This window comes from Mycolicibacterium sp. XJ870, from assembly GCF_053483975.1.
The window spans coordinates 128,115-143,122 of record NZ_JBEFTI010000002.1 but is presented as its reverse complement, the minus strand read 5'-3'; the positions used below and the strand labels follow the sequence as shown (position 1 = coordinate 143,122).

Genomic DNA, 15,008 nt, shown 5'->3' with positions numbered 1-15,008 from the left:
GACGCCCACGCTCTGGGCCGGATGCGCATTCTCGACGCGAAACCGGTGAATCTCGACGGTTTCAGCGTGGCGAACCCGGACCTGGGACTGGCCGCGATGAGCAGCCCGAACGATCCGGAACCGTCGCTGGTACTCCGCGACGGCGTGATCATCGAGATGGACGGCAAGGCCGCCGCGGACTTCGACGTCATCGACGAGTTCATCGCCCACTACGGGCTGGACCTCGACGTCGCACCCGAGGCGATGGCGTTGTCCGACGTCGAACTGGCCCGCAAGGCCGTCGACCCCACGGTGCCGCGCGCCGAGGTGGTCAGGCTGATCGGCGGGACCACGCCGGCCAAACTGGCCAAGGTCATCGCCGTGCTCACCCCGGTTGAGATGCAGATGGCGATGGCCAAGATGCGGGCGCGGCGCACTCCCAGCAACCAGGCCCACGTGACCAATCAACTCGACGATCCGCTCCTGATCGCCGCGGATGCGGCCAGCGCGGTGGCCTACGGGTTCCGGGAGGTCGAGACGACGGTGCCCGTGCTGGGCGACGCTCCGTCGAATGCCGTTGCGCTGCTGATCGGTTCGCAGGTCGGCGTGCCGGGCGCGATGGCGCAGTGCTCGATCGAGGAGGCGCTGGAGCTGCGGCTCGGCCTGCGCGGGCTCACCAGCTACGCCGAGACCATCTCGATCTACGGCACCGAGCAGGTGTTCGTCGACGGTGACGACACCCCGTTCTCCAAGGCGATCTTGACGAGTGCCTACGCGTCGCGCGGGCTCAAGATGCGGGTCACCAGCGGCGGCGGGGCCGAGGTGTTGATGGGCGCGGCCGAGAAGTGCTCGATCCTGTACCTGGAATCGCGCTGTGTGTCGCTGGCCCGCGCGCTGGGTTCCCAGGGCGTGCAGAACGGCGGGATCGACGGGGTCGGGGTGGTGGCCTCGGTGCCCGAGGGCATGAAGGAACTGCTCGCCGAGAACCTCATGGTGATGATGCGCGATCTCGAATCCTGCGCCGGTAACGACAACCTCATCTCGGAGTCCGACATCCGCCGCAGCGCGCACACCTTGCCGGTTCTGCTCGCAGGCGCCGACTTCATCTTCTCCGGGTTCGGGTCGATCCCGCGTTACGACAACGCGTTCGCGCTGTCCAACTTCAATTCCGACGACATGGATGACTTCCTTGTCCTGCAACGTGACTGGGGAGCCGACGGCGGGCTGCGCACGGTGTCGGCCGAACACCTCGCCGCCGTTCGGCGGCGCGCGGCGCGTGCCGTGCAGGCGGTGTACCGCGACCTCGGCCTAGCCGATTTCGACGACAGTCATATCGAGGAGGTGGTGGCGGCCAACGGATCCCGGGATCTGCCGCCCGGCGATCCGAAGGCTGTCGCGGAGGCGGCCAATGCGATCGAGGCCAAGCAGCTGACGGTGTTCGACGTCGTCGCCGCGCTCAAGCGCACCGGATACGACGCGGAGGCCGACGCCATCATGCGGCTGACCGCCGAACGCCTGCGTGGTGACCAGCTGCAGACCTCCGCCATCTTCGACGAGCAGTTCCGGGTGCTTTCGAAGATCACCGACCCCAACGATTACGCCGGGCCGGGTACCGGCTACACGCCGACCGTGCAGCGCCGAGCCGAGATCGACAACATCCGCCAGCAGCGCACCGCCGCTGAGCTGACCGCCGACCAGAACGAGCACGCCGGCCACATCGCCGTCACCGACATCGAACCCGCACGCCAAGGCAGCGATCCGCGTGAGGTGTGCATCGGGCTGTCGCCCGCACTGGGCCGCAGTGTGTGGTTGACGCTGTGCGGCCTGACCGTGGGCGAAGTGATCCGCCAGCTCAGCGCCGGGCTGGAAGAGGAGGGCTGCGTGCCGCGATTCGTGCGGATCCGCTCGACCATCGACGTCGGGCTGATCGGGCTCACCGCCGCCAAACTGTCCGGATCGGGTATCGGAATCGGCTTGCAGGGCAAGGGCACTGCGCTGATCCATCGCCGTGACCTGGCACCACTGGCGAACCTCGAGCTGTTCAGCGTCGCGCCGCTACTGAGCGCCCGCAACTACCGCGAACTGGGCCGCAACGCGGCCAGACACGCCAAGGGCATGGCGCCGGTGCCCATACTGACCGGCGGTACCGACGAGTCGATCTCGGCGCGTTACCACGCCCGTGCGGTCGCGTTGGTCGCGCTGGAACGTGATGCGAGCGAAGCGGGCCAGCCGCCCGTCACGGTGGAGGTGCGGAGGGCATGAGCGAGAAGTTCACCGTGGAGGCCGCCGTCGACGGCAAGCTGGGGTTGTCGGATCTGCGGATGGATCCCGCCGTGCTCGCCCATCAGGCCGTGGTCGCCGAGGAGAACGGCAACCCGCAACTGGCCGAGAATTTCCTGCGTGCAGCGGAATTGGCGATCATCGACGACGAAGACGTGATGGGTCTGTACGAGGCGCTGCGCCCGCACCGCTCGACCGCCGCCGAACTCCAAGCACTGCAGAGGACCCTGGCCGCCCGTGGTGCCGTGCGCTGCGCCGAGCTCGTGCGCCAGGCCGCCGCCGTCTACGGACGCCGGGGCCTGTTGCGGTGAGGGTTATCGCTGGAATCGATGTCGGTAACCACACCACCGAGATCGTTCTGGCACGCGTCGACGGCGGTGCCGTGCATCCCGTCGGCCACGGCCAGGCACCGACGCGCGGACGCAAGGGATCGCCGGAGTCGTTGACGGGTGCGGCGGCGCTGCTGCACCGCATCGAGGTCGAAACGCAGGTGCGCGCCGACGAACTCGTGCTCCCGGCGATCCGCCCCGTCGACACCGAGACCGCCCCCCTGGCGCCGGCCGCGTCGCCGCATGCACCCGTGCGCAGCCTGCGCAGGCCCGATGCCAGTACCCCGGCAGGCAGCGGATTCGCAGTGGGGCGGCATGTGCCGCTCGCTGGCCTGGCCGGCCCGGTAAAAGACAGCGCGGCAATCGTTTCGGTGGATTCAGACACCGACTTCGAGGTGGCTGCCGCCGCGATCGGCGACGCGCTCGGCCGTGGCTGGAACATCGTCGGGGTCATCGCCGTGCAGGACGACGCGGTACTGATCCGCAACCGCATCCCGGTCGACGTGCCGGTTGTGGACGAGGTTGACCTCGACGGGCTCGATCCCGGTGCGCTGATCGCCGTCGAGGTGGTGGCCGAAGGCCGCGCCTACCGGGCGCTGGCCGATCCCATAGCCTTGTGCGCCGCCCTGGAACTGGGGCACGAGCAGATCCGCGAGGTGGCCGAATTCACCAGGGAACTCGCCGATTCCCCGGCCATGGCGGTAACGGTACGCACCGGACCGCCGGATCCGCCTGCCGTGGACGACGACTATGTGGAGTTCCGCGTCGCGGGAGAGGTGGTTCGGTACTCACCAGCGCAAGCCCACAGCATCCTGCGCCGCGAACCCCCGGGCAGCGTGGTCCGGATCCGATTGCGGTCAGACGACGAAATCGCAGTCGACGACGCGTTTTTCACCGACCTTTCGGCCCTCGACAACGGCGCATGGCTGCGCCGCGGCGTGGCCGACGCCCGCGGCACCGTCGTCGCACTGCTGGCCGCCGACCACGTCGCGGACGCCGCCGCCACCCTGAGCGAGCTGACCGGACGCCCGGCCCGCACCATCGCAGGTGAGCCCGACGCGGCCGCACGCGGCGCGCGGACCACTCCCGGCCTACCGCCGGACTCCGTGGTGTGCGATATCGGCGGCGGCACCATCGATCTCATCGGTAACGATCGCACGGTCACGGCGGCAGGGGCGGGGGAGACCATCACCGTGGCCGTCGCACGCATGCTCAACATTCCCCGGGCGCTGGCCGAGCGGGTCAAACGCACCCCAGCGATCCGCGTCGAGGGCCCACACGTGGCACATGAGGAGGATGGCCGGCGGCTGTTCCTTGACGCTCCCGCGCCCGCCGACGCAATCGGGCGGCTGTGCGCCCGTGGCACCGTCGGGTTGGTGCCGTTCTCCAACAAGCTGGCCGCCGAGGAATGGCGCAGCCTGCGGCTGGCCATCAAGCAGGAGACCGTCGCGGCGAACATTGCCCGTTGCATGAAGGCGTTCGAGAAGCCGCCGACCGCAGTGGTTTTGGCCGGCGGCGGGGCACTCGACGACGAACTGCTGCGCACGGTCGGCGAGTCCATGCGAACCGCCGGAGTAGTGGTGGGACGCGCCAACATCGACGGCGTGCACGGACCCCGGTTCGCGGTGGCTTCAGGCTTGGTGCACCTGGCCGCGTCAGCCGGCGAGGGCGGGACGTAGGAAGTCGCCGGAGAGCTTGACCGCCGGCCCCGACGAGTCCCCACCAACCACCAGCGTCGCAAAAGCGATATCACCGGCGATACCGGCGAACCACCCGTGCGAATGCGTGTTATCGCCGAATTCGGCGGTGCCGGTCTTACCACCGAGGTCGGCGATATCGCTCAGTTCCCTTGCGGTTCCTTCGGTCACGGTGCCACGCATCATCGCGCGCAACGCCTCGACGACGTTGGGCGGCAACGTCACTGACTCGGTGTCGGCCGTGGTCTTCTCACCTTCGACCAGGCTCGGCAGGATCGTCGAGCCGTGCGCCAGGCTCGCCTCGGCGACCGCCAGACCGAATGGGCTGACCGTCACGGTGCCCTGACCGATGCCGTTCTCCACCCGCAGGGCGGCGGTGTCCGCGTTGGGAACCCGCCCGGTCACCGTGGTCAGACCCGGGATGTGGAAGTCCACGCCGATGCCGAATTCGCGGGCGGTGTTGGTCAGCGCATCGGCAGGCAACTTCTCCGAGAGTGCGGCCATGCTGGTATTGCACGAATGCGAGAACGCCGACGTCAGCGGGACCGTCCCGAGGTCGAAATTGTCGTCGTTGGGAATGGTGCGGTTCTCGATGGTCAACTGACCGGGGCAGGCCACCGGGGTGTCCGGGGTGGCCAGGTTCGCCTCCAGCGCCGCTGCGGTGGTGATGGTCTTGAACGTCGACCCCGGCGGGTACAGGCCCGAAAATGCAATAGCTCCTTGCGGATCCGCGGCAGCGTTCTGCGCGGCCGCCAGGATCCCGCCCGTTGAGCCGGAGATCGCGACCAGCACGGCGGGCCGGGTTTCCTGCGCAACGGCTTGTTGGGCGAGCAGTTGCAGTCGCAGCTCCAGGCTGGTGCGCACCGGGTCCGTCTGCGCGGGCGGTTTGGACGTCAACTTCTCCGCGGGAGCGCCGTCCCCGTCGACCAGGTACACCGACCAGCCGGCGTTCTTGGTGATGCGGTCATGCCAAAATTGCGCGAGCCCACTGATCGCCGGCGAGGACAGCTGCCGATCAGCGGTGAGCAGCTCACCCTGTTCGGCGACGGTCACGCCGGGGATCTGGGCCAGCTGATCGCGCACCTGGGCGAGGTCGCCTTCGCGGAGTTTCATCACGGTCACGCGATCGTCTGGCGTCGAATTGAACTGCGCCCCGATCGAATCCGCGGTGGTGGTCGCATCGAAGCGCGCCAGCAGGGCGGCAAGCGGGCCTGCCGAGTTCAGGTGCGCCCGGTCGAGCGTGATGACCCCGACGGTCTGCCAGGTCATCAGCGGCTGGCCGGTGCGGTCGAGCACCGGGGTCTGCAACTCACTGTCCTGGCTGTACTGAAACGTCAGTCCGGGTTGCAGGTCGCGGTGCAGCAATGTCGGGTCCCAGGTGATCTGCCAGTCGTCGCCGGCTTTGGCGGCGTTGCCGGCCGTCTCGTACTCGAAATCGCGCCCCTCTCCCCACGACCACTGATAGCGCAACGTGGAGCCGGCCTCGTCGTCGGTGGACTCCGCGCTGACTTTGACGTTGGCCGCCTCACCCATCCCGCCGAACATCGCGGTGATCACCGGTTCAGCCGCCGCGGGGTCGCTGGTCTGCGCCGCCGCGGCGTGGGCGTCCTTGCGCTGCAACGCATCGGCGAATGCGGCGAACCGGTCGGCCGGGTCGGGCGACGACGAACAACCGACCATCGAAAGCAGCAGGCCGAACACCAGCAGCCACGCACACGTGGGTCGAGTCATACCCACCAGCTTTACAGCAGTGCCCGCACCTGCTCGGCCAGGGCCACCCCCAGGTCGCGGTTGTTGGCCTCGGTGAAGTGAATGCCGTCGACCCCGTCGGTGGTGATCACCGACCCGGCGTCGAAAAACGGGACCTTCACGAACGAGGCGAGTGCGCTGTAAATCTTGGCCAACTCTGTCGTCTTGCGTTGGCCGCCCTCGAAGATGAGCTCGAACCACGGATGGGGCATCGGTGCCAGCGGAGGTGGTGAGACGACGAGCACCTGCGGCGCCGGGTAGAGCGTGCCCACGCCACCGGCACTGGTCAGCACCTGCGTCACAAGAAGCGACATGCCCACCCCGATGTCGATGGGTTCGCGCCGGAAGTTGGCCTTGGTGTCGTTGGTGCCCAACATGACGATGACCAGGTCCAGCGGGAGGTGACTGGCCAGGCAGGACGGCAGGTAACTGGCGCCGTTGAGCCGGGGATCTGCCGGATCGTCGATGTTGGTGGTGCGGGCGCTCAGCCCTTCCTCGATCACCTGGTAGTCGCCGCCCAACTGCTCGGCCAGCACGCCGGTCCACCGCACATCGGCAGGAAACCGGTCCGTCGGCGCGCCATCCTCGACGGGAATCCAACCCCAGGTCAGTGAGTCACCGAAACACAGAATCCGCTTGGCAGCCATGGCCCAAGCACATCACGCCGCGTCGTTCTTGGCCTGTTTCTTGGCGGGCGCGTCGGGCTTGTCCTGATCCTTTTCCTGGTGGGGCTTGGGCTTGAGGTTCTTCAGGGTACGGGACACCGCGTTCTTCAGCGGGTTGGACCGATCGTCGGGTTTCCGGATGTGCGGCTTCTTGGCCTTGGGCTTCTCCGGCTGCGGCTCGTCCTGCTTCACCGGCGACTCCTGCTTCTCCGGCTCTTGTTGCTGCGGCTCAGTGGGCTTGTCCACCGATGGTGAAGGCGCAGACGGCAATTCGTTGACGAAGTTGTCGGCGCCTTCCTCGATCGCGTCGGGCAGCGCAGCGAGGGTCTCGGCGATCCGTTCGGGCGGGGTGAACAGAGAGAACCTGGTCGGCTTGTCGGCATCCTGATAGTCGCGGTCGGTGTAGCCCATGTCGACCGCCAGACGCAACGTCGGCTCGACGGCCACCAGGATGGGTTCGGTGAATGCCGTCGTCTGGAAGGCCGCGGATACGTCACGCACCGGTTGCAGCAGCGGAAGGTGTTCGGCGCGGATCAGGACGTAGGTGTCTTGGCCGCCCTCGTCGGTTCTTTCGGTGATCAGTACGGATTGCCCGTCGGTTTCCAGGTTGACGTTGTCCGGGCCCTGATCGCCGTGCACGTAACGGAAGCCGACGACCGCGTTGGCCAACGACAGTGGATTGGCATAGGCGGGGAAGTCGCCGACCAGGTCGTACTCCAGCGTCACGAAGAGCTCGTCATACGGCGACGGCGTTGCGGTGCCTGTGCTGACGAACCCGGGAATCGCCATATTGGGGAAGCGCGAGTAGATACCGCCATTGGGGACGAACGGTGAGGCGAGGAACAGAAACTGGATCTTGTCGACGTTCGGGCTGCCGGCCTCGACCAGGCTGCGCTTGTACGTCTCTGCAACCAGTGAGCCTTGCGAGTACCCGACGATGAGCACGATCTTGTCGTCTTCGACAGCACCGTTGACGACGTCGCGCAGGACGGGAACGCCTTCCTCCACGCTCGGGTCAACCGGGAGAAGGGCGGGGTAGGGCACCGGGGCGTACGGGTGATTGTTGGCGACCAACTGGCCCTGGAACTTGGCCGGAATCCGAGCACCGGTGGTATCGCCCGCCCCGCCGACACCGATGACGATGTCGTTTGTCGGGATTGTGGCGGCAGTGGCATTGGTGGCATGCCCGAACGCCAGTGCGGTGGTGATTCCTGCGGCGGCTCCGGCCACCATGACGGCGGACTGGCGCCGGGGTTTGAGATGTCTTGCCACCGCGTGCTCCTCGGTTTCACTGAATAGAAACGGGATGTGGGCCGGGATGTCCCGGCCCACATTCGACCGCTTGGAAACTACGGGCAGGAGACCTCGAGCTCAAATGGCTTGGTGATGGCGCCCGCCATCGGATTGGCCATGTCCGCACCGGTGGCGTTGCCCTTGATCGTGTACTTGTTGCCGTCCTTGGTGGCTTCGGCATTGCCGCCGGGCACGCCCGGGGTGAAGCCGAGGGAAACTCCGTCGATATTGCCGAGTGCGACTGCACTGACCGTTGGCTGGTCGCCCTCGGACAAGGTGGCGCTTACCGCCGACGTGCCCTGACCGACCGTCACCGAGACATTGCCCGCAACGGTTGCGCACACCACGCTGCCTTGCACTGGTGTTTCCTTGCCGTCGATGACGACGCGGGCGGTGCCCGTTCCGGTGGTTGCCGTGGCATCGCCCGCCTCGACCGAGGCCGGCGGGGATGCTGAGGCAGTTGGGGATACCGTCTCGGTTGCCGATGCGTCGCTTGCCGCATCTGTCTTCTCATCCGACGAACAGCCGGACAGGCCGGCGATGACGATCGCAGCGCCGCCGACAGCTACCAGGAACCCACGCTTCACCAAGTTCTCCTCACCGTTGCGCGGCCCGTCATGATCGGCGGGTCGTCACGGAGAAGTATGGGGTTTGCTGTTTTCGCCGGTACGCGATTTGGCGAATTGCTTGCGAGGCTGCCCGGTTTTCAGGGACAGGTGACCGCGATGTCGAACGGCATGTCCACCGGCATACCCGGATTGGCTGCGTCGGTGCCCATGCCCGTGCCGGTGACGGTGTAGTTCTTGGCGTCGCGCGAGGCCACCACGGGTGAGCTGGACAGCCCGTCGATGTAGGTCAGCGACGGCTTGTCGGAGCCGACCTCGCCGATACTCACCGAGTCGACCACCGGCGACTCACCGTCGGTGACGATCACCGTGGCGTGCAGGCTGCCCTCGATGTTGATCGTGGTGAAGCCTTCCTTCGTCTCGCAGGCGACGCCGGTGACGGGCCCGGCGTCGTTGCTACCGAACGTCACCTTGCCTTGACCGCTCTGCGAGGCGTCCGACGAATCGGATCCTTGCGACGAACATCCGACAACTGCGGCCAGTATTGCCACGCACCCGGCGGCGGCGGCGAATCGGTGCTTCACGAGCAGCAGTATGGTCGTGTCTGCCCCCCTGACGGAAATCGGGCGCCCATCGGTGTTGAATACCAGCTGTGGATCAGCCGTATTTCACCGTGGAGGCCGAGTTGGCCGGCCGGCACGGACGGGTCGGCACCATCCATACTCCGCACGGCGACATCCACACCCCTGCGTTCATCGCCGTCGGCACCGCGGCCACCGTCAAGTCGGTATTGCCGGAAACCATGAAACAGCTTGGCGCCCAGGCTGTACTGGCCAACGCGTATCACCTGTACCTGCAGCCGGGCCCGGACATCGTGGAAGAGGCCGGCGGGCTCGGCGCGTTCATGAACTGGCCGGGGCCCACCTACACCGACAGTGGCGGGTTCCAGGTGATGTCGCTGGGTGTGGGGTTCAAGAAGGTCCTCGCGATGGACACCGCGCGGCTGCAGACAGACGACATCATCGCCAAGGGCAAAGAACGCCTGGCCGTGGTCGACGACGACGGGGTGACATTCCGGTCACACCTCGACGGTTCCACCCACCGGTTCACACCCGAGGTGTCGATCGGCATCCAGCATCAGCTCGGCGCGGACATCATCTTCGCGTTCGATGAACTGACCACGCTCGTCAATACCCGTAGCTACCAAGAACGTTCGGTGCAGCGTACCCACGAGTGGGCGGTGCGGTGCGTTGCCGAACATCAGCGGTTGCAGGCCCAGACACCGGAGCGACCCCGGCAGGCACTGTTCGGCGTGGTGCAGGGCGCCCAGTACGAGGATCTGCGTCGTCAGGCCGCACGCGGTCTGGCCGGGCTGAGCTTCGACGGGTACGGCATCGGCGGGGCACTGGAGAAGCAGAACCTCGCCACCATCGTCGGCTGGGTCAGCAGTGAGTTGCCCGCCGACAAGCCCCGGCACCTGCTGGGGATCAGTGAGCCCGACGATCTGTTCGACGCGGTGGCCGCAGGCGCTGACACCTTCGACTGCGTGTCGCCCTCGCGCGTGGCCCGCAATGCCGCCGTGTACTCGGCGACCGGGCGGTTCAACATCACCGGAGCGCGGTACAAACGCGACTTCACCCCGATCGATGCCGAATGTGATTGCTACACCTGTGCCAATTACTCCCGCGCCTACATCCGGCATCTGTTCAAGGCCAAGGAGATGCTCTCGGCGACCCTGTGCACGATCCACAACGAACGGTTCGTGATCCGGCTCGTCGACCAGATCCGCGCTGCCATCGTCGCGGGTGAATTCGACGAACTGCGCGCGCATGTGTTGGGCCGGTACTACGGGGCGCCCGTAGGCTGATGAGCGCTTGCGCGAAGAAGAGGCAGCGCTGATGAGCGCTTGCGCGAAGAAGAGACGGCACTGACCTGCCTTGTTCTTCAACGTGTGCACAATAAGAGGATGACGACCGTCGCAGAAGGTGAGGCCCCGCAGGCCCTGTTGCTGCAGCTGCTGGACCCGGCCAACCGGGCCGACCCGTATCCGTCGTACAACCGGATCCGCGAATGCGGTCCGCTGCACATGCCCGAGGCCAATCTGGTGGTGTACTCGTCGTTCGCTCAATGCGACGAGGTGTTGCGGCATCCGTCATCGAGCAGTGACCGGATGAAAGCGACCATCGCGCAACGGCAGTTGAGTGCCGAGACCGAACCCCGGCCAGAGAGCACCTCCAGCTTCCTGTTTCTCGATCCGCCCGACCACACCCGGCTGCGCAGGCTGGTCAGCAAAGCCTTTGTGCCCAAGGTGATCAACGCGCTCGAGCCGGATATCACCGCGCTGGTGGACGAGCTGCTGGACGCCGTCGAGCAGAAGGGCACCTTCGACGTCATCACCGACCTGGCCTACCCGCTGCCGGTGGCGGTGATCTGCCGGCTGCTCGGGGTCCCGATCGAAGACGTGCCCAAGTTCAGCCACGCCTCGGAGTTGTTGGCCGCCGCGCTTGATCCGTTCCTGACGCTGACCGGCGAGAGCTCAGACCTCTTCGACGAACAGATGAAGGCCGGGATGTGGCTGCGCGACTATCTGCGCGAGCTCATCGAACAGCGCCGGCGGGCACCGGGCGAAGACCTGATGTCGGGGTTGATCGCGGTTGAGGAGTCCGGCGATCAGCTCACCGAGGACGAGATCATCGCCACCTGCAATCTGCTGCTCATCGCCGGCCATGAGACGACGGTGAATCTGATCGCCAACGCGATCCTGGCGATGCTGCGTCAGCCGGCCCAGTGGGCGGCGCTCGGTATGGGCTCCGTGCCGGCCTCCGCGGTGGTCGAGGAGACCATGCGCTTCGACCCTCCCGTGCAAATGGTGTCGCGATTTGCCGGTGACGACATGACAATTGGCGATCGCACCATCGTCAAGGGCGACACCATATTGTTGTTGCTGGCCGCCGCGCACCGCGACCCCGCCGCCGTGGACCGGGCCGACGAGTTCGACCCGGATCGCCAGACCATTCGGCATCTCGGCTTCGGCAAGGGCTCGCACTTCTGTCTCGGCGCACCGTTGGCCCGGTTGGAGGCGGCGGTCGCGCTGTCTGCCGTGACCAGACGCTTCCCGCAGGCCCGGCTGGCCGGTGAACCGGAGTACAAGCGGAACGTAACGTTGCGCGGCATGTCGACGCTGTCCGTCGCGCTCTAGGACGCGCTGGTCGGGTATCTGAGGGACAGCACCAGCGCGAGCGCAATCGAGGCAGCAGCGATGGCTGCGGTCGCCGGCCAGCCCATCCAGCCCACGGCGGCCGCTCCGAACGCGGTCCCCAGGCTGCCGCCGATGAAATACACCACCATGTAAGCACTGTTGAAGCGGGCGGGCGCGGTGGGTTCGATTGCCAACACTGTGCTTTGATTTGCTACCTGCGCCGCAAACAAGCCCGCATCGAAAAGTGCGAGGCACATGAGTGTGATGGCGGTGTTCGACAAGCACGACGCCAGGATCGCCGTGGACAGGGCAGCGATGGTCAGGCCCACCAGGATGACCCTGCGCGCACCCACACGGTCCGTCCAGACGCCCGCGACTCGGGTCGCCACGATGCCGAGAAGTCCGGCCGCCGCGAACAGGCCGATCCGTTCGGGTGAGTACGAGAACGGCGGCTGAGCCAGGGCGACCGCAATCCCCGACCACACCGCACAGAATGCGAAGAACCACAACGCGCCGCGTCCTGCCGCGACCCGCAGCGCCGGGAACCGCACGTACAGGCCCGGCAGACCATGCAGCGTCGCCAGATAGCTCGTCGTGACGCTGCCTCTCTCTGATGGCAAGACGCTGAGCGCGCCGAATGCGACCACGGCGCAGGCCAGCGAGAAGATGAGAACGGTTCCGCGCCAACCGAACACCTCGGTAAGCCACCCACCGATGACCCGTCCACCGATGATGCCCGCCGAGATCCCGGCAGTCACTGTCCCGAGCACGGTGGCTCGCCGGGACACGGCTGAGAACCGCCCAGCAGCCGAACTCAATTGCGCCCCGACTGTCGAACCGGCGCCGATCACCCCGATGGCCAGGCCCAGCAGCCACAGCGTGTTCGCTGCGGCATTGGCTGCCAAAGCAATCGCGAGCACACCGAATTGAGTAGCCAGGACGTACCTGGGCGGAAAGCGATCGACGAGCGGCACAAGCACCGCAAGCCCGAACAGGTAGCCGAGTGGCCCCAGGGCCAGTGCGATACCAACCTGAGCAATGGAAGCATCAAGGGCTGCAGCGACTTCCGCGATCGCAGGCTGCAAAGGATAGATGGTCGCGGTACCGAGCGCGGCGGCGAATGCCATGAACCACACGGTGGTTCGGTGCAGGACTGTGACGCGCGTGTCCGCTGCGGTTTTCATGCTCGCGACGCTATGGGCGCACCGAGTACCAACGCTGGCGGGAATCGGACTATGCAGTGGGGTTGACTGGGTGACGGAGCCAACCTAACTTACAATTTGTAATTTAGGCGGGGGGCGGAGCAATGGACATGGCCACAGATCCGAGACGGTTCGTGGTGATCGGCGGTGGGCTGGCCGGACTTGCCTCGGCGGTGTGGTTGGCCGAGGCCGGCAAGCAGGTCACTCTGCTCGAGCGGCGCGGCAGTCTCGGGGGCCGCACGCACGCGATGCACGCCGATGCCGTCGACGACATACCGGACAATGGTCAGCACGTGATCGCCAGCGGCTATCAACACCTGTACCGCTACCTGACGAGTGTCGGTACCCGACAACACATCGCCTTTCCGAAGTCCTCGACTCTGCGCTGGCAGGACGGACGGAAGGTCACCATGCAGACTACCGGTGCCGGGGCGATCCGCACCCTGTTCGGCGTGCACCCCGACGCGGGGTGGGGCGACCGCCTGCGGGCAGCGCGTGCCACCATGCGACTGGGCTGGCAGGCGCTGAGGCAACCGGACGATCTCGCCGACCTGACCACCGAGCAGTGGTTCGAGCGGGTGGGTATGCCCGCGCTTGCGCGAGAAGCGTTGTGGGACTGGCTTGCTCTGGGCATCGCGGCCGAACCAGTGTCGCGGGAATCGGCGAAGGTCTTCGCCAACGTGCTGGGTACCGGAATCCGGCTCGGCATAAAGCACCGTGTCCCGGTCACCATCGGCTATCCGACCGTCGACCTCGACACCCTCTACATCACCGGCGCAGTGAAAGTCTTCGAGGAACGCGGCGTCGATGTCCGGTACCGCAGCGTCGCACGCCGGATCCGGATCGAGAACGGTGCTGTCGCAGGCGTGCTGCTCGCGGATGGGACTGAGATTCCGGGAGACGCCGTCGTCTGCGCCGTGCCGAACTCGAACATCGCCGGGCTGTTGGACGATCTGCCCGAACATCCCGAAATCTATGCCGCTGCAGACAAGCTCGGCTACACCCCGATCGTCAGCACCAACCTCTACCTGGACCGGCCATTGGGCACCGAGTCGGCGTTCGAAGGGCTGATCGGCGGCACGGGGGTCATCGACGAGGTCTTCGATCGCCAGATCATGCACGGCCGCCGCACCGACAAGGCGTGGCTGTACTGCCTGACCACCAGCGGCGCCTACGAACAGATCCATAAGTCCAACGAAGACATCGTCGACGAGCAGATGGCGTTGCTACGTCGCTATTATCCCAACGCGCACGATGCGAAAGTGCTTGAGGCGCAGGTCGTTAAGATGCCGAAGGCTACGTTCTCGCAAGTGGTGGGCACCGATGCGCTGCGCCCACCGCAGCGCACGTCGGTGCCGTCACTGGTGCTCGCCGGTGACTGGACCGCCACCGATTGGTCGGCCACCATGGAAAGTGCGGTCCAAAGCGCCGCGAAGGCGGTGGATCTGCTTATCGGGCAAGCGCCATGACCAAGCGGATGTCCGGCCCGCAGCGCCGCGCCCAATTGCTCGACGTCGCCCGCGATATCGTGGCGGCCGACGGATTCACCGAGCTGTCCATCGACCGCGTCGCCACCCGGGCACAGGTCACCCGGACTGTGATCTACCAACAGTTCACCGATCTGGCCGGACTCACCACCGCGTTGCTCGACCGGGAATCGGCCATCGCCTTCGCCGGGATGAGCAGTGTCGACCAGCCGGACACGGATCCCGACAGCATGGGCCGCGGAATCCTGGCCTATCTGCACGCCGCGCCGACGAGTTGGCGCATCATCCTGCGCCCGCCTGACGGCGCACCGCCCGAGGTACGTGAGCGCATCGAACTGGGCCGCGCCTACGCCAGAAAGGTGGCGGCCCGGCCGTTGTCTGCGGCCGCCGGTGTGGCAGTCGATCCCGACGGGCCCACTGTACGAATCCTGTTGTCCGCCATCGAGGAAATGGCCCGCATACATCTCGAGGACCCAGCCGGTCACCCTGATGACCTCGTGTTGTCCTACCTGCGTTCGCTGGTGGCCTGGGCGGCAGCCATCCCCGCCGAACAGACGTGAAA

Annotated in this window: 13 protein-coding genes; 7 read left to right on the top strand and 6 right to left on the bottom strand. The window is 66.5% G+C overall.

What is annotated here, in order from left to right; translation table 11 throughout:
- The first annotated feature begins 21 nt into the window (after nt 1-21).
- Genes ABQF30_RS12040 through ABQF30_RS12030 form a run of 3 tightly spaced genes read left to right on the top strand, consistent with a single transcriptional unit; the run spans nt 22 to nt 4,267 of the window.
- The gene (locus tag ABQF30_RS12040) at nt 22-2,241 is read left to right on the top strand and encodes a propanediol/glycerol family dehydratase large subunit (RefSeq protein WP_448464936.1); all 2,220 of its coding nucleotides are present in this window, start codon (nt 22-24) and stop codon (nt 2,239-2,241) included.
- On the top strand, nt 2,238-2,570 hold the full coding sequence (locus tag ABQF30_RS12035) for a diol dehydratase small subunit (protein ID WP_448463890.1): 333 nt from the start codon (nt 2,238-2,240) through the stop codon (nt 2,568-2,570). Before ABQF30_RS12040 ends, ABQF30_RS12035 begins: the two co-directional genes overlap by 4 nt.
- Nucleotides 2,567-4,267, top strand: coding sequence for a diol dehydratase reactivase ATPase-like domain-containing protein (locus tag ABQF30_RS12030; protein WP_448463888.1), 1,701 nt, complete (start codon nt 2,567-2,569; stop codon nt 4,265-4,267). The genes ABQF30_RS12035 and ABQF30_RS12030 overlap by 4 nt, the downstream gene beginning before the upstream one ends.
- Here the strand turns inward: ABQF30_RS12030 and ABQF30_RS12025 are convergent.
- The 5 genes from ABQF30_RS12025 to ABQF30_RS12005 all read right to left on the bottom strand — a co-directional run bounded on the left by ABQF30_RS12025 (nt 4,244) and on the right by ABQF30_RS12005 (nt 9,142).
- A complete protein-coding gene (locus ABQF30_RS12025) occupies nt 4,244-6,016 on the bottom strand; it encodes a penicillin-binding transpeptidase domain-containing protein (protein ID WP_448463886.1) in 1,773 nt (590 codons plus the stop codon). The two genes, ABQF30_RS12030 and ABQF30_RS12025, sit on opposite strands and share 24 nt — an antisense overlap.
- 11 nt (nt 6,017-6,027) lie before the next feature.
- Nucleotides 6,028-6,681 carry an SGNH/GDSL hydrolase family protein gene (locus ABQF30_RS12020; RefSeq protein ID WP_448463884.1) on the bottom strand — a complete coding sequence of 218 codons (654 nt, stop codon included), beginning with the start codon at nt 6,679-6,681 and terminating at the stop codon, nt 6,028-6,030.
- Between the two features lie 12 nt (nt 6,682-6,693).
- Nucleotides 6,694-7,971, bottom strand: a complete 1,278-nt coding sequence (locus tag ABQF30_RS12015; RefSeq protein ID WP_448463882.1) for a PE-PPE domain-containing protein — start codon at nt 7,969-7,971, stop codon at nt 6,694-6,696.
- Nucleotides 7,972-8,048: 77 nt separating this feature from the next.
- The gene (locus tag ABQF30_RS12010) at nt 8,049-8,579 is read right to left on the bottom strand and encodes a lipoprotein LpqH (protein WP_448463880.1); all 531 of its coding nucleotides are present in this window, start codon (nt 8,577-8,579) and stop codon (nt 8,049-8,051) included.
- Nucleotides 8,580-8,698: 119 nt separating this feature from the next.
- Nucleotides 8,699-9,142: a lipoprotein LpqH gene (locus ABQF30_RS12005; protein ID WP_448463878.1), complete on the bottom strand. Its 444-nt coding sequence runs from the start codon at nt 9,140-9,142 to the stop codon at nt 8,699-8,701.
- 68 nt (nt 9,143-9,210) lie between these two features.
- Between ABQF30_RS12005 and tgt the strand changes: the two genes are divergently transcribed.
- Together tgt and ABQF30_RS11995 are read left to right on the top strand one after the other, a co-directional pair.
- Nucleotides 9,211-10,425: a tRNA guanosine(34) transglycosylase Tgt gene (gene tgt, locus ABQF30_RS12000; protein WP_448463876.1), complete on the top strand. Its 1,215-nt coding sequence runs from the start codon at nt 9,211-9,213 to the stop codon at nt 10,423-10,425.
- 99 nt (nt 10,426-10,524) lie between these two features.
- Nucleotides 10,525-11,757, top strand: coding sequence for a cytochrome P450 (locus tag ABQF30_RS11995; RefSeq protein WP_448463874.1), 1,233 nt, complete (start codon nt 10,525-10,527; stop codon nt 11,755-11,757).
- Here the strand turns inward: ABQF30_RS11995 and ABQF30_RS11990 are convergent.
- Nucleotides 11,754-12,941 (bottom strand): MFS transporter, encoded by a 1,188-nt coding sequence (locus ABQF30_RS11990; protein WP_448463872.1) that lies wholly within the window; start codon nt 12,939-12,941, stop codon nt 11,754-11,756. The two genes, ABQF30_RS11995 and ABQF30_RS11990, sit on opposite strands and share 4 nt — an antisense overlap.
- Nucleotides 12,942-13,069: 128 nt before the next feature.
- Here ABQF30_RS11990 and hpnE point away from each other — a divergent pair, with 128 nt between their 5' ends.
- Nucleotides 13,070-14,428, top strand: a complete 1,359-nt coding sequence (gene hpnE / locus ABQF30_RS11985) for a hydroxysqualene dehydroxylase HpnE (RefSeq protein ID WP_448463870.1) — start codon at nt 13,070-13,072, stop codon at nt 14,426-14,428.
- Complete coding sequence (locus ABQF30_RS11980) at nt 14,425-15,006, top strand: TetR/AcrR family transcriptional regulator (protein ID WP_448463869.1); 582 nt, start codon at nt 14,425-14,427, stop codon at nt 15,004-15,006. Before hpnE ends, ABQF30_RS11980 begins: the two co-directional genes overlap by 4 nt.
- The last annotated feature ends 2 nt before the right edge of the window (nt 15,007-15,008 follow it).

Bases quoted from the DNA above. Each gene is read 5' to 3' on its own strand.
- ABQF30_RS12040 (WP_448464936.1), top strand. From the start codon at position 22: ATGCGCATTCTCGACGCGAAACCGGTGAATCTCGACGGTTTCAGCGTG.
- ABQF30_RS12035 (WP_448463890.1), top strand. From the start codon at position 2,238: ATGAGCGAGAAGTTCACCGTGGAGGCCGCCGTCGACGGCAAGCTGGGG.
- ABQF30_RS12025 (WP_448463886.1), bottom strand. From the start codon at position 6,016: ATGACTCGACCCACGTGTGCGTGGCTGCTGGTGTTCGGCCTGCTGCTT.
- ABQF30_RS12020 (WP_448463884.1), bottom strand. From the start codon at position 6,681: ATGGCTGCCAAGCGGATTCTGTGTTTCGGTGACTCACTGACCTGGGGT.
- ABQF30_RS11995 (WP_448463874.1), top strand. From the start codon at position 10,525: ATGACGACCGTCGCAGAAGGTGAGGCCCCGCAGGCCCTGTTGCTGCAG.
- ABQF30_RS11990 (WP_448463872.1), bottom strand. From the start codon at position 12,941: ATGAAAACCGCAGCGGACACGCGCGTCACAGTCCTGCACCGAACCACC.
- hpnE (WP_448463870.1), top strand. From the start codon at position 13,070: ATGGCCACAGATCCGAGACGGTTCGTGGTGATCGGCGGTGGGCTGGCC.
- ABQF30_RS11980 (WP_448463869.1), top strand. From the start codon at position 14,425: ATGACCAAGCGGATGTCCGGCCCGCAGCGCCGCGCCCAATTGCTCGAC.